A 13,975-nucleotide genomic window follows, 5' to 3' on the forward strand; every position below is an offset into this window, starting at 1 on the left:
CAATTCCCAATCCGGTTGTTCGGCAAGGCGCAAGCACCGATAAATCGTTTCATCAATTCCGGCATCACGCACTTCTTCTTCGACAAAAGATCATGTCACCGGCGAACAGGCAAGATAGTAATTGTACAAAAGTATAATAGCCGCCGCATTTGTGCGCAGACGACAATAGCGACCTGTTGCAACCTGTGGATCGTGGTTAAGTGTTAAGGCACTTGTTAGGATCAAAGCCGGAACCAAACCTGCTAAGCACCCTGATATCCAAGAGACCGGCATGCCACCAACAAGAAGACCTGACGTTGAGTTCCCCATTGTAATGTGTACCGTTACGCAGTACACTACGACATGATCACCAGTTTCCGGCACAAGGGCCTTGAAGGCTTCTACTGGAAAGGATCGACACGCGGTATACAAGCTGCACATTCACCCAAACTAACACTAATCCTAACAGCGTTGGATGCTGCGGAAACACCGGAACAATTGAGACTGCCAGCATTCAAGCTGCATCCTCTCAAAGGCGAAATGAAAGGGCACTGGTCAATCTGGGTAAATGGCAACTGGCGTGTCATCTTCCGCTTCAACCGACGGAACGTCGAGCTGGTCGATTATCTGGATTACCACTAGGGACAAACCATGATGAAAAACCCAGCACATCCGGGAACAGTTCTAAAAGAAACGGTGTTCGAACCGCTTGGCATGAGCGTCAGCGAGGCAGCGTTGCGGCTAAACATGTCGAGACCGGCACTCTCGCGGGTCCTCAATGGACACGCGGCGATCAGCCCCGAACTAGCCTTGCGTCTGGAAGCCGCTGGCGTTAGCGAAGCCAAGTTCTGGCTGAACATGCAGATGAACTATGATCTCGCTCAAGCGCGCGAACTAAAACGTCCTGTAATCAAGACCATTCAGCCCCCAAGAGCAGCTTGACGTATAAAGCTGCGGGCAGTTGCCTGACGACAACGCCCGCAGTGGATTTCACTGGAAACCTTACACGTCCAGATTGGCGACGCTCAGCGCATTGTCCTGAATGAATTCGCGCCGTGGCTCGACATCATCGCCCATCAGCCTTGAGAACAGGCTGTCGGCATCCGTCGCATCATTGACCTTGACCTGCAGCAGTGAGCGCGCATTCGGATCCAGTGTGGTTTCCCACAACTGGTCGGCATTCATTTCGCCCAGACCCTTATAGCGCTGCAGTGACAGGCCCTTGCGCCCCGTGGCGAAGACCGCTTCCAGCAGCGTGCTTGGCCCGGCAAGCGTTTCGACCTTTTCCTTGCGGCGCAGAACCGGCGGCTTGCCGTAGACTTCCTGCAGACGCGGCGAGTAGCGGTCGAGCTGGCGTGCATCGGCAGAACCGATCAAAGCCATATCGAGTGTCACAGTTTCCTTTACACCGCGCAGCGAGCGCTCCAGAACGTAACCATCAACACCATCGTCAGGCGTTGCGAGGCGGCCGGTCCAGCCCTTTTCCGTTTCTTCGGCGATCAGATCGAGGCGGGCAGCAACTTCCTTCACCAGCAATTCAGCGCGCGGCGTATCGGAAATGGCTTCCGGATTGAGGGCTCCTGCGATGGTCGCCTGTTCCACAACGGCACGATCGTAACGGGTATTAAGGCCCAAAAGCAGATGCCGAACGGCCAGTGCATCATTGATGACAGCCCGTAGATCAGTCCCGGCGCGTACTTCACCACTGGTCAATTCCAGCGACGCCTCTTCCAGTCCCGAATCAATCAGGAATTCCTCAAAAGCCGATTCGTTCTTGATGTATTGCGAGGACTTGCCGCGGGACACCTTATAAAGTGGTGGCTGGGCAATATAGATATGGCCACGCTCGATCAATTCAGGCATCTGGCGGAAGAAGAACGTCAGCAACAGCGTGCGAATATGCGCGCCATCGACGTCGGCGTCGGTCATGATGATGATCTTGTGGTAGCGCAGCTTGTCCGGATTGAATTCATCCTTGCCGATGCTGGTTCCCAGCGCCAGAATCAGCGTGCCGATCTGGTCGGAGGAGAGCATACGGTCAAGCTTGACGCGCTCGACGTTGAGAATCTTACCACGCAGCGGCAGGATCGCCTGATTCTGCCGCGAACGCCCGCCCTTGGCGGAACCACCGGCGGAATCACCCTCGACGATGAAGATTTCCGACTTGGCCGGATCGCGTTCCTGACAATCGGCAAGCTTGCCCGGCAATGAACTGATGCTGAGCGAGTTCTTGCGGGTAATGTCACGCGCTTTACGCGCAGCTTCACGGGCGGAGGCGGCCTGAATGACCTTCTCCACCAGAACCTTACCCTCAGCCGGATGCTCTTCAAGCCAGCTCGACAGCGCCTCGTTGACGAGGCTTTCGACGACCGCGCGGACTTCCGACGAAACGAGCTTGTCCTTGGTCTGCGACGAGAATTTCGGATCGGGAACTTTTACCGAGAGAACGGCAGTTAACCCTTCGCGGCAATCATCGCCTGTCAGTGTAACCTTTGCCTTCTTGGCCTGCCCGGACGTTTCGGCATAACCGGTCATCTGGCGCGTCAGCGCACCCCGGAAACCGGCAAGGTGCGTGCCGCCATCGCGCTGCGGAATGTTGTTGGTGAAGCAGAGCACGTTCTCATGGTAGCTGTCGTTCCACCACATGGCGACTTCCACCGTGGTGTCATCGCGCTCGCCGCGAATGTAAATCGGCTCGCTGACCAGTTCCTTCTTGGTACGGTCGAGATATTTGACATAGGCGGTCAGTCCGCCCTCATAGAACAGCTCGAGATCAACCGGATCAGCATGACGGCGATCAGCCAGAAGGATGCGGACACCCGAATTCAGGAACGCAAGCTCGCGCAAGCGATGCTCCAGCGTCTTGAAATCAAATTCGACCATGGTGAAGGTCTCTGTCGATGGCAGGAAGGACACTTCCGTGCCCGTCTCGCCATTCGAGTCGCCCGTTATCTCCAGCGGAGCATCGGCAACACCATGGGTGAAGCTCATTTCGTGGATCTTGCCCTGACGGCGAACCTTCAGGCGCAGCCACACCGATAGCGCATTGACCACGGAAACACCGACGCCATGCAGACCACCCGACACTTTGTAGGAATTCTGGTCGAATTTACCGCCCGCATGCAGCTGGGTCATGATGACCTCGGCGGCGGAGACGCCTTCTTCGTGCATATCTGTGGGAATCCCGCGCCCGTTATCCGTAACGGTGCAGGAACCATCGGGATTGAGCGTCACGGTGACGCGGGTCGCATGACCGGCAAGTGCCTCGTCAATTGCGTTGTCCACGACTTCGTAAACCATGTGGTGCAAGCCGGAACCATCGTCCGTGTCACCGATATACATGCCCGGGCGTTTGCGAACAGCATCCAACCCCTTGAGAACCTTGATGGAATCCGCACCATATTCCGGTGAAGTTCCGGTCGTCATCTCAGGTGTATCACTCATATAAATTCAATCTTTTCTTGGCGCCGTAAACTGGCGTGAAGGACCCGGGCGAATCATGCCCGGTTACAGACTTAGATATAGTGGTTAATGTAGGTTTTTCCAATTCTTGAGCACCAAGCTATCCACGGATGATGGCTAAATTAGTGGACATTGGGAATAATTATACCCACATCGTGGCTCTGGAGGCTGCCAAATGGACACTGTCAGAACCGCATTCATTCCCCCTGCCCCTGTACCGCGTACGGGACCGGTCGGTACGATCGAGCTAATCCGCACCATTTACCGCAATCCGCTCGAATTATGGGGCGAGCCCTCATACAATGATCCGTGGGTATCAATCGATTGGGCGTTCCAGCATACGATCATCGCCAATGATCCCGGATTGATCCGGCATGTGCTTGTCGACAATGCCAGGAACTACAAAATGGCGGCAGTGCGCCAGCGTATTCTGCGCCCGATCCTGCGTGACGGACTTTTGACTGCCGAAGGCGAAACATGGAAGCGATCGCGCAAGGCCATGGCCCCGGTTTTCACCCCCCGCCACATCAATGGCTTTGCCGAGGCGATGAAGCGAACGACCGAAAACTTTGCCGAGCGCTATGAAAGCGTGGCGGGCACCGTCGATGTCTCCCGCGACATGACGATGCTCACCTATGACATTCTGGCGGAGACTTTATTTTCAGGCGAAATCGCCGGGGAAGCGGATCAGTTTGCCCATGAGGTTGACCGGCTGTTCGAGACAATGGGCCGCGTCGACCCGCTTGACCTTCTCGGCGCGCCGAGCTGGCTGCCGCGCTTTACCCAGATACGCGGGCGCCGGGCGCTGGCTTTCTTTCGCAAGATCGTTGCCGAGACCATTGTCCTGTGCAAGGCACGGATGGACCGGGATGGCGACAAGGTTCCCAATGATTTCCTCACGCTGCTTCTGCGGGCGGAAGGGCCGGAGGGGCTGTCACGCGCCGAGATCGAAGACAACATCATCACCTTCATCGGCGCCGGGCATGAAACCACAGCGCGCGCGCTTGGTTGGACGCTTTATCTGCTGGCACAGGCGCCATGGGAGCGCGACCTGATCGAGCAGGAAATCGATGCCTTCATGCAGCAGGACCCTTTGCCCGCGCCGCATGATTGGCTGAACGCCCTGCCACTCACCCGCGCCGCATTTGAGGAGGCCATGCGGCTTTATCCGCCCGCACCCTCGATCAATCGCGAGCCGGTGGAAGACGATCAGTACAAGGACCTGTTTATCCCCAAGGGCTCGGCTATTCTCGTCATGCCGTGGACGGTGCATCGCCACCGGCTCTATTGGGACAACCCCGAGGCTTTCATACCCGCGCGCTTCCACCCGGATAATCGCGACAAGATTGACCGTTTTCAGTATCTGCCGTTTGGCGCAGGGCCGCGCGTGTGCATCGGCGCCAGCTTTGCCCTGCAGGAAGCAATTATCGCACTGGCAATACTGCTGCACCGTTTCCGCTTTGATACGGTTGGCGCAGGTAAGCCATGGCCGGTGCAGAAGCTGACCACCCAACCCGATGGCGGCTTACCCATGGCTGTTACGGCGCGGAGGTAGGATGGAAAGTGAATGTCTTTCGGAATATCTAAGTCTTTAACAGGGCGCTGCATCACCGTGGTTCGTGGTTCGACAGGCTCACCATGAGGGAGAGTGAGGATGCAATGCTAATCGCAAAGATTGCAGATCACAGGTGTTGCAGCGCAAAGGTTGCAGACTATCGCTCCGGACATCTCAATCCTCTTCGTCATCACCTTAACCCGCTCCGTCATCCTCGGGCTTGACCCGAGGACCCACGACAAAGGGGAAGGAAGGAACGACTACAATTTTTCGTGCTTCTCGATCATGGTCCTCGGGTCATCCTCCGGTTAAACCCGAGGACTGAGGATGACGGAGAGGGATGGGTTTCAGGGAGCTGAGTTCTGCACCCTTCGTTCTGCAACCTTAGCGCTGCACCTTTATGTGCTGCAATCTCAACGATTAGCGTTGCATCCTCACTCTCCCTCATGGTGAGCTTGTCGAACCACGAACCACGCACACCCTTCTGCAATCTTTGCGATCTCATCTGAACTCAGTGGTTCATTCCGCGATCAATGCCGTTCATTCTCTGCACCTTCATCTCAACGGGACAATCCGGCCCACAGGCTGCTTCATCGCACAGTCTGCAAAGATGATCAGATTGATCGCGATCGATTGTCAGGTTTTCCAGCATTTCCGACACCAGACCGTGCAGAACATCCTGCTTTTGCGGCGACAGGTTAACGAGTGCTTTGTCAAGCACCGCCGCACGGGCGTTGATCAAAGCCTCGCGAATGCGTTGTCCTTCAGGGGTAAGTTGCGGCGTTACTTCACGCTTGTCCTTGCCCGATGCTTTGATAACAAGACCGGCGCTGACAAGCACCTCAACCGTTCGCACGATCACGGAATGGCTGAGCCCGGCAATGGTCGCAATGTCCCGGAGCGTCAGATTGGGATAATGACCCAATGCCACCAGAGTCGCGCAACCAGCGGTTCCGACACCACTGCTTTTCTGCACAGCTTCAATCTGCGCATCGGCAAGTGCCAATGCCAGGGCTCCCAGTAAATTTACCAGTTGTGAATTCATCTGTATCCATATATATGTGTGTTGCATACATTTATATATTTAGGATTTTAATTCATTTTTATCCCACGGAAAAGCGGGAGACCCCATAAATGACGCAGCATCAACAAGCCAAACATCAATATGCGGATAACCAACTGATATTGCTTACTTATTGCCGTGCAGGTATCGGAGCGGCAATGGTGTTGTTCCTTGTACAAAGGCTTTATTTCAGTTTGGAAGCATCTCGGAAGCACGTCTCATCAGATCGTTAGAAAAACCAATCTCTTTGGTAATTTTCGAATCTTTTGAGACGCTGTGCTCTCACAAAGACTAGAACAGGCACCACCTTACTCTCCCCCAAGGTGGGGAGGGTCGAACCGAAGGTTCGGGGGATGAATTGGTACACCGGTTGAATCGTGATGTCCGAGCAGTTGGGCCCCCACCCCGCTGCTGCGCAGCGACCCTCCCCACGTAGTGGGAGGGTAAGGGAGCCAAGGTCTGCAATGATAGAGATTGGTTTTGCAATCAAACCAAACCCCTCATCCTGAGCTTGTCGAAGGGCGCAACGATGGTTCTGCAATGCAAAGGTTGCAGACTATCGCTCCCGACACCTCAACCCTCTCCGTCATCCTCGGGCTTGACCCGAGGACCCACGACAAAGGGGAAGGAACGACTACAATTATCGTGCTTCTCGATCATGGTCCTCGGGTCAAGCCCGAGGATGACGGAGAGAGAGGGTTGCAGGGAGCCAAGTTTTGCAACCTTGGCGATTAACGTTACATCCCCACAAGGGGGATATCAGCCACCATTACGGCCTTTGCACAATCTGAAACATTTCCGGTTGTGCAAAGGCATTGATGCCAATGTGATCTCCCCTCTTGTAGGGGGTCCGAAGGACGGGCGAGACCCGTGGCTCGCCCCGGTAGTCCGACAGGACAGGGGGGGGTGAATGTCTCGACCCAATGGCAGAAACCCCCGACACTCTTTCTTGACAAACAATAATCCCACCAATTGATTTCACATGAAATAAACGCTATATTCCTTTCAGATGAAAGGTATGATTATGTCGGCACTCACACAACGCACACCGGAACGCTCCAGCAAGACTGCGGTTGTCTCAAAAGCTTTGCTGCGCTCGGCGGAATTGCTCGGGCTGACCGCCAAGGAGCTGTCAACAGTGGTTGGATTGTCGGAGCCGACCATATCACGCCTGAAGCGCAGTGAGGACGGCACGCCGCTGACCGGCAAGAGTTACGAACTGGCGCTCCTGTTCATCCGTCTTTACCGCTCCCTCGACGCCATTGTTGGTGGTGACGATACCGTCGCCCGGCACTGGATACGCACTGACAACAGCATGCTTGGCGGCAAGCCGCTCAACCGCATCAAAACCATTGACGGTCTCGCCCATGTCCTCGCCTATCTGGACGCCCGACGCGCTCCGATCTGAGGCGCGCGACAGACACGGCGCCTGCTGGCGTCTTGTTGAAGCCCAGCACCGCGTTTCCACCATGAAACTTGTCGATACGCTCGACGAGCAGGCTCTGCTTGAAGACGAGATCGAGGCGACCAAACCACCGCTGCCGCAAGCCTGTGTGCATCTCGATTATCTGCTGGCAACGCCGTTCCGCTATGGCCGCTATCCCGGCAATTCGCGCTTCCGGCGCGAGGGCTATTCCCCCGGCGTGTTCTATGCCAGCGAAGTGGTGGAGACAGCCGTTGCGGAAACAGCCTTCTACCGGCTGCTGTTTTTCAGCGAGAGCCCCGGTACGCCTTGGCCGCGCAATGCGCTGGAATTCACCGCATTTGAAGCCCGCTATGCCACCAAGCGCGGCATCGATCTGATGGCTGCGCCCTTTGTGCAGCATGCGGAGCACTGGACGCACCTGTCCGATTACTCGGCCTGTCTTGCGCTTGCCGATGCGGCGCATGAGGCTGAAATCGAGATTATCCGCTACAAGTCGGTGCGCGATCCATCGGGCGGTGCCAATCTCGCGCTGCTCTCCTGCGCCGCCTTTGCCATGCCCCGGCCGACGCATACGACGACATGGCGGCTGGTGTTTTCCGATTATGGCGTCAAAGCCATTTGCGATCAGCCTGATATCCGGCTCGGCTTCAGCCGTGCGATTTTTGCCAATGATCCACGCATGGCACGGCTCTAGCCAAGCCGCGCCGCATGCCAGGCGATGTGATCGGCCATGAAGGTCGAGATGAAGAAATAGGAATGGTCATAGCCATCGCGCATGTTCAGCGTCAGCGGAATACCGGCGCGCTTGCAGGCGACTTCAAGCAGCCATGGACGCAGGCCATCATCGAGAAAACCATCGGCCTTGCCCTGATCCACCAGCAATTCGGGCACCCGGTGGCCATCCTCAATTAACAGCACGCTGTCATAGGCGCGCCAAGCCGCCTGATCCGTGCCAAGATATTTCTCAAAAGCGGGACGTGACCAGCCCGCAACGCCCGGACGGGTAATGGGTGCAAAGGCCGATACGGACCCGAATCGGCCAGGGTTTTTGAGCGCCAGCGTGATCGCGCCATGCCCGCCCATGGAGTGGCCGAAAATGCCCTGACGCGCCATATCTACGGGGAAATTAGCGGCGATCAACGCAGGCAATTCCTCAGCGATATAACTAGCCATGCGATAATTGGTGGCATAGGGCGCCTGCGTCGCATCGAGATAAAAGCCGGCGCCCTTACCAAATTGCCAATTGTCCGTTTCGTCGGGCACATGCTCGCCGCGCGGGCTGGTATCCGGGCAGATAATGGCAACGCCATGCTCGGCGGCGGCACGGCGATATTCGCCCTTGTCCATGACATTCTGGTGGGTGCAGGTGAGGCCCGACAGATACCACAGCACCGGCACCGGGCCATCCTTGGCCTGCGGCGGCAGGAAAACCGCAAAGGTCATGTCGCATTGGCAGGCATCGCTGCGATGACGATAGACCCCTTGCGTACCGTCAAAACTTTTGGCGATCGATAGCGTTTCCATGACAATTCCCGTGAGATTTATGCGTTGATTATTGGCCGAGCGAGACGGCGACATTCACCGCTGCCGCCACAAGAACGGTGTTGAAAAAGAACGAAACAATGGCGTGCAAGAGATTGACCTTGCGCATTTCGGTGCTGGTGACAGCGGTATCCGAGGTCTGCGCTGTCATGCCGATGACGAAGGAAAAATAGAGAAACTCGATGCCGCCGGGTTCCTTTTCGCCGGGAAAATCCAGACCGCCCACATGTTTGCGCGGCGCGTCCTTTGCCCCTTCCGCCGTCTCATCCGGCTGCCAGTAAAGATGCGCATAATGGATGGCTGTCATCATATGAATAGTGAACCAGCCAAGCGGCACTGCAGCCAATGCCAGCGAAAGATCCAGCAAATGCGGGTTTTTCTCACTGTTGATCAGCACGAAAAGCGAGCCCACAGCCACGACAACCGTGCAGAATGTCACGGCAAAAATGATCCAGATCGGCTCATCGGAACGGGCGGCGTTTTTCCTGAGAAAGGCTGCCGTCAGACGGTGAATCTTGAACGCGGAGAGCACGAGATAGACGATGAAAAAAGCATTTGCCCCGATCACATAGGCAAGGCGCGGGTAGAATGCGAGCGAAAGCACCAGCGCCGCAATGCCGATAATCGCTGCAAGATAGAAGGGATTGTGCCGCCGCAATATCAACATCCTACCCCGCTTTGGCCGTCAGCGGCCTTTGCATATCCACATGAGGAATATTGTCTTCGAGATATTCCCCGGAAACCGGCAAAAAGCCAAAGGATTCGTAGAATCGCTGCAAATGGCTTTGGGCGGACAAAGCAATAGGACTATCCGGGTAGCGCCGCTCACATTCGGCAATCGCCTCCGCCATCAACCGGTCACCCAGCCGCTTGCCGCGATGAACAGGCGAGACGACGACCCGGCCAATACGTGCATCGCTGCCAGCGCCATGCGGCTGGCGCAGACGGGCGCTTGCCACCAGCTCATCACCGCTGAAAAGCCTGAGATGCAGCGCCTCAATATCCTTGCCATCCAATTCCGGATAGGGGCATTTCTGCTCGACAATGAACACGTCAACCCGCATGCGCAGCATGGCATAGAGATCACGCGGGCTGAATTCATCAATCCCGCGCACATCCACCGTGTAATCGGCAGGGTTCATCAGAAGACCACAACCGAGCGGATCGACTTGCCGTCATGCATCAGATCGAAGGCGGTGTTGATTTCATCGAGCGGCATGGTGTGGGTGATGAGCGAGTCAATCTCGATCTTGCCTTCCATGTACCAGTCGACGATTTTCGGAACGTCCGTGCGTCCGCGTGCGCCGCCGAAGGCCGTACCGCGCCAGTTGCGCCCGGTGACAAGCTGGAATGGCCGGGTTGCGATTTCCTTGCCCGCTTCCGCAACACCAATGACAATGCTGGTGCCCCAACCACGATGGCAGCATTCCAGGGCCTGCCGCATCACGTTTGTGTTTCCGGTAGCATCGAAGGAGAAATCCGCGCCGCCATCGGTCAAATCCTGAATGGCCTGTACAACCTTGTCATTGCCCACTTCATTGGGATTGACGAAATGGGTCATACCGAATTTTTTGGCCATCTGCGCCTTGGCCGGATTGAGATCAACGCCGATGATCTTGTCCGCACCCACCATGCGCGCACCCTGAATGACATTGAGGCCGATGCCGCCAAGACCGAAGACAACCACATTCGCACCGGGCCAGACCTTGCCCGTATAGATAACCGCGCCAATGCCCGTCGTTACGCCGCAGCCAATATAGCAAATCTTGTCGAAGGGCGCGTCCTCGCGCACTTTCGCCAAGGCGATCTCCGGCAGAATGGTGAAATTGGAGAAGGTCGAGCAGCCCATATAATGGAACACTTCACCGCCATCGCAGGAAAAGCGGCTGGTGCCATCGGGCATAACGCCTTGCCCCTGCGTCGAGCGAATCGAGGTGCAGAGATTGGAGCGCTGCGACAGGCAGGTTTTGCACTGGCGGCATTCCGGCGTGTAAAGCGGGATGACATGATCACCGACTTTCAGCGACGTGACGCCGGCGCCGAGTTCGCGCACAATGCCTGCGCCTTCATGGCCAAGAATGGCGGGAAATTTGCCTTCGGAATCAAGCCCGGAGAGTGTGTAAGCGTCCGTATGGCACACGCCGGTGGCCATGACTTCCACCAGAACCTCGCCCGGCTTGGGTCCACCAATCTCGATTGTCTCGATGGTCAGCGGCTTCTTGGCTTCCCAGGCAACGGCGGCGCGCGATTTCATTCAAACTCTCCCTGATGCGTCTTTTAAGTGCGGTATACTGATTTGCAGTTGTGCAGGATGATAGCCGGTGTCGTCAATCAAATCGGCGACATTTCCCGTCGCCGATCAGGACAACCGGCTGGGAGGGAGGCACAAGGCTATGGACTTGCGGCGGTAAACCTTGTCAAAACGGCCTGACATTTCATCCTTGGATTTTGCCCGTGCCCGATCTGCCTCTCCTGCCCGTTACCGAGATTTTTCCAGCGCTGGATGAAGCACTGGCAGGTGGTCATGCGGCGGTTGTCGTTGCGCCGCCCGGTGCGGGCAAGACAACGCTCATTCCCCTGCATCTGCTTAATGCCAGCTGGCGCGGCGAGCGCACCATTATCCTGCTCGAACCGCGCCGTCTCGCGGCGCGGGCAGCGGCAAGCCGCATTGCCAGCCTGCTTGGCGAGGCGGTCGGCGCGACCGTTGGCTATCGCATGCGGCTTGAGAACAAGGTTTCGGCGAGGACACGCATTCTGGTTGTGACCGAAGGCGTTTTTGCCCGTATGATTCTTGATGATCCTGATCTGAAAGATGTTGCTGTGGTGCTGTTCGATGAATTCCACGAGCGCAGTCTCGATGCGGATTTCGGGCTGGCGCTGGCGCTTGATGTGCAGGCAGCCTTGCGACCGGACCTGAAACTTCTGGTGATGTCGGCAACACTTGATGGCGCGCGCGTTGCGCAGCTTCTGGGCAATGCGCCCGTGCTGGAAAGCAAAGGCCGATCTTTCCCCATCGAAACACGCTATCGCGAGCGCAAGCCGGATGAAAAAATCGAAGATGCCATGGCCAAGGCGATCCGCGATACGCTGGCGACCGAGACCGGAAGCATCCTGGCGTTTCTGCCCGGCCAGCGCGAGATCGAGCGAACTGCCGGAGCGCTGGAAGGACGTGTCGGCGCGGATACGATGATCGTGCCGCTTTATGGCGCGCTTGAGGGCCGTGATCAGGACGCGGCAATCAAGCCTGCGCCTGCGGGCAAGCGCAAGGTGGTGCTGGCCACCTCCATTGCCGAGACGTCAATCACCATCGACGGCGTGCGCGTTGTCATCGACAGCGGCCTTGCGCGCCTGCCGAAATTCGAACCGGCAACCGGCCTGACCCGGTTGGAAACTGTGCGCGCTGCCCGGGCAGCGGTGGATCAGCGGGCGGGACGCGCGGGGCGCACGGAAGCGGGTATCGCATTGCGCCTGTGGCGGGCTGAACAGACGGCGGCACTGGAAGCATTCGCGCCGCCGGAGATTCTGGAGGCTGACCTTACCGGGCTGGTGCTTGATTGTGCGGCATGGGGCGTTGTTGATCCGCGCAGCCTGTCATTTCTGGATTTGCCGCCAGCGCCCGCCATCAAGGAAGCCAAGGCTCTGCTTGAAAACCTTGGCGCACTGGACGGCGACCGTATCACCCAGATGGGCAATGCCATGCGTGCCCTCGCCCTGCCGGCACGTCTGGCGCATATGGTGCTGACCGCGCGCGAACGCGGACAATCCCTGCGCGCGGCGGAAATTGCCGTGCTTCTGACCGAACGCGGGCTTGGCGGCAATGATATCGACCTTGATGTGCGTCTTTCCCGCTTCCAGCGCGAACGCGGCGACCGTGCAACACGGGCACGCGGCCTCGCCAAACGGCTGGCTGGACGCGATGCAGCCCATCAAGCAGAGCCTGATAGCGTCGGACGCCTGCTCATCGATGCCTATCCTGATCGTATCGCCAAATCGCGCGGCAATGGCCAGTTCACGCTGGCCAATGGGCGCGGCGGCGAGGTTGATGCGGCGACCTCTCTGGCACGCTCTCCATGGCTGGTGGTTGCCGATCTGGCAGGCCGGGCCGGAAAGGCCCGCATTCTGGCAGCCGCGGAAATATCCGAAACGGAAATCCGCGCGGCGCTGGCGGATCGCATTGTCAGTGGAAAGCAGGTTACATACGATGCTGCCCGTAATGCCTTGCAGGCCCGCGATGCCACCCGGATCGGCGCCATAGCGCTGTCGGAAAAGAACCTGCCCGCACCCACGGGTGAACAGGCCAATCAGGGTGTTGTCGAAGCGGTGCGCAATCACGGTCTCGATATCCTGCCCTGGTCGAAAGAAACGATGATCCTGCGGCGACGGCTCGCATGGTTGCACAAGGGGCTTGGCGCTCCATGGCCATCCATGGCGGATGCAGACCTCATCGCGACACTCGATGACTGGCTGCTGCCATTCCTGTCAGGCGCATCAAATCTCAACCAGATACCCACACATGTGCTGATTGAGGGATTGCGCTCGCTGGTGCCTTACGATTTGCAGCGCAAGATCGACGCATTGGCACCAACGCATTTCGAGGTGCCAACAGGATCGAACATTCCCATCCGCTATGATGCCGATGACCCTGTTCTTGCGGTGCGTGTGCAGGAACTGTTCGGGCTTGGCACCCATCCTGCTATCGCTGAAGGTACAATCCCGCTGCTGCTCGAGCTTCTCTCCCCCGCACACCGGCCAATCCAGATTACACGGGACCTGCCGGGGTTCTGGAAAGGCTCGTGGGCGGACGTGCGCAGCGACATGCGCGGTCGCTACCCAAGACATGTCTGGCCAGAGGACCCGGCGCAGGCCCTGCCCACCAGCCGTGCCAAGCCGCGCGGCACCTAGAACCGTAACCAACGATGTAAAACGAGAATTCCCTTTGCATCGGGTT

At 57.4% G+C, this 13,975-nt stretch carries 12 protein-coding genes; 6 read left to right on the forward strand and 6 right to left on the reverse strand.

All coding sequences use genetic code 11. The annotated features are described in order from the left end of the window. Positions 1-342: 342 nt before the first annotated feature. Entirely contained in the window at positions 343-621 is a 279-nt protein-coding gene (locus FHW17_RS01255; RefSeq protein ID WP_112523948.1) for a type II toxin-antitoxin system RelE/ParE family toxin, read from the forward strand. A gap of 9 nt (positions 622-630) precedes the next feature. Then, the gene (locus FHW17_RS01260; protein ID WP_112523951.1) at positions 631-921 is read left to right on the forward strand and encodes a HigA family addiction module antitoxin; all 291 of its coding nucleotides are present in this window, start codon (positions 631-633) and stop codon (positions 919-921) included. A 60-nt stretch (positions 922-981) separates the two neighbouring features. On the opposite strand, the gene gyrB is transcribed toward FHW17_RS01260, so the two are convergent. Then, entirely contained in the window at positions 982-3,423 is a 2,442-nt protein-coding gene (gene gyrB / locus FHW17_RS01265) for a DNA topoisomerase (ATP-hydrolyzing) subunit B (RefSeq protein ID WP_112523953.1), read from the reverse strand. 193 nt (positions 3,424-3,616) lie between these two features. Between gyrB and FHW17_RS01270 the strand changes: the two genes are divergently transcribed. After that, entirely contained in the window at positions 3,617-4,996 is a 1,380-nt protein-coding gene (locus FHW17_RS01270; RefSeq protein ID WP_182509047.1) for a cytochrome P450, read from the forward strand. A gap of 511 nt (positions 4,997-5,507) precedes the next feature. Here the strand turns inward: FHW17_RS01270 and FHW17_RS01275 are convergent. After that, on the reverse strand, positions 5,508-6,002 hold the full coding sequence (locus FHW17_RS01275) for a MarR family winged helix-turn-helix transcriptional regulator (RefSeq protein WP_182509048.1): 495 nt from the start codon (positions 6,000-6,002) through the stop codon (positions 5,508-5,510). Between the two features lie 1,081 nt (positions 6,003-7,083). Between FHW17_RS01275 and FHW17_RS01280 the strand changes: the two genes are divergently transcribed. Then, a complete protein-coding gene (locus tag FHW17_RS01280; RefSeq protein ID WP_091880126.1) occupies positions 7,084-7,467 on the forward strand; it encodes an MbcA/ParS/Xre antitoxin family protein in 384 nt (127 codons plus the stop codon). Further along, entirely contained in the window at positions 7,427-8,179 is a 753-nt protein-coding gene (locus tag FHW17_RS01285; protein ID WP_112528156.1) for an RES family NAD+ phosphorylase, read from the forward strand. Before FHW17_RS01280 ends, FHW17_RS01285 begins: the two co-directional genes overlap by 41 nt. Here FHW17_RS01285 and fghA read toward each other — a convergent pair. From fghA to FHW17_RS01305, 4 genes are read right to left on the reverse strand one after another with little or no spacing between them, the layout of a single operon-like run. After that, positions 8,176-9,009: an S-formylglutathione hydrolase gene (fghA, locus tag FHW17_RS01290; RefSeq protein WP_112528154.1), complete on the reverse strand. Its 834-nt coding sequence runs from the start codon at positions 9,007-9,009 to the stop codon at positions 8,176-8,178. The genes FHW17_RS01285 and fghA overlap by 4 nt on opposite strands. A gap of 28 nt (positions 9,010-9,037) precedes the next feature. Further along, the gene (locus FHW17_RS01295) at positions 9,038-9,694 is read right to left on the reverse strand and encodes a DUF1345 domain-containing protein (RefSeq protein ID WP_112528153.1); all 657 of its coding nucleotides are present in this window, start codon (positions 9,692-9,694) and stop codon (positions 9,038-9,040) included. Position 9,695: 1 nt separating this feature from the next. Then, positions 9,696-10,169 carry a GNAT family N-acetyltransferase gene (locus tag FHW17_RS01300; RefSeq protein WP_112528151.1) on the reverse strand — a complete coding sequence of 158 codons (474 nt, stop codon included), beginning with the start codon at positions 10,167-10,169 and terminating at the stop codon, positions 9,696-9,698. Further along, positions 10,169-11,281: an S-(hydroxymethyl)glutathione dehydrogenase/class III alcohol dehydrogenase gene (locus tag FHW17_RS01305; protein WP_112528149.1), complete on the reverse strand. Its 1,113-nt coding sequence runs from the start codon at positions 11,279-11,281 to the stop codon at positions 10,169-10,171. The genes FHW17_RS01300 and FHW17_RS01305 overlap by 1 nt, the downstream gene beginning before the upstream one ends. Before the next feature lie 200 nt (positions 11,282-11,481). Here FHW17_RS01305 and hrpB point away from each other — a divergent pair, with 200 nt between their 5' ends. Continuing rightward, positions 11,482-13,929 carry an ATP-dependent helicase HrpB gene (hrpB, locus tag FHW17_RS01310; RefSeq protein WP_112528178.1) on the forward strand — a complete coding sequence of 816 codons (2,448 nt, stop codon included), beginning with the start codon at positions 11,482-11,484 and terminating at the stop codon, positions 13,927-13,929. Positions 13,930-13,975: the final 46 nt, after the last annotated feature.

The sequence above is a fragment of the Phyllobacterium sp. P30BS-XVII genome (assembly GCF_014138335.1).
In the GTDB taxonomy this organism is placed as follows: Bacteria; Pseudomonadota; Alphaproteobacteria; order Rhizobiales; family Rhizobiaceae; genus Phyllobacterium; species Phyllobacterium meliloti.

Coding starts and splice junctions, on each gene's coding strand:
- FHW17_RS01255 (WP_112523948.1), top strand. CDS start 343: ATGATCACCAGTTTCCGGCACAAGGGCCTTGAAGGCTTCTACTGGAAA.
- FHW17_RS01260 (WP_112523951.1), top strand. CDS start 631: ATGATGAAAAACCCAGCACATCCGGGAACAGTTCTAAAAGAAACGGTG.
- gyrB (WP_112523953.1), bottom strand. CDS start 3,423: ATGAGTGATACACCTGAGATGACGACCGGAACTTCACCGGAATATGGT.
- FHW17_RS01270 (WP_182509047.1), top strand. CDS start 3,617: ATGGACACTGTCAGAACCGCATTCATTCCCCCTGCCCCTGTACCGCGT.
- FHW17_RS01280 (WP_091880126.1), top strand. CDS start 7,084: ATGTCGGCACTCACACAACGCACACCGGAACGCTCCAGCAAGACTGCG.
- FHW17_RS01285 (WP_112528156.1), top strand. CDS start 7,427: ATGTCCTCGCCTATCTGGACGCCCGACGCGCTCCGATCTGAGGCGCGC.
- fghA (WP_112528154.1), bottom strand. CDS start 9,009: ATGGAAACGCTATCGATCGCCAAAAGTTTTGACGGTACGCAAGGGGTC.
- FHW17_RS01295 (WP_112528153.1), bottom strand. CDS start 9,694: ATGTTGATATTGCGGCGGCACAATCCCTTCTATCTTGCAGCGATTATC.
- FHW17_RS01300 (WP_112528151.1), bottom strand. CDS start 10,169: ATGAACCCTGCCGATTACACGGTGGATGTGCGCGGGATTGATGAATTC.
- FHW17_RS01305 (WP_112528149.1), bottom strand. CDS start 11,281: ATGAAATCGCGCGCCGCCGTTGCCTGGGAAGCCAAGAAGCCGCTGACC.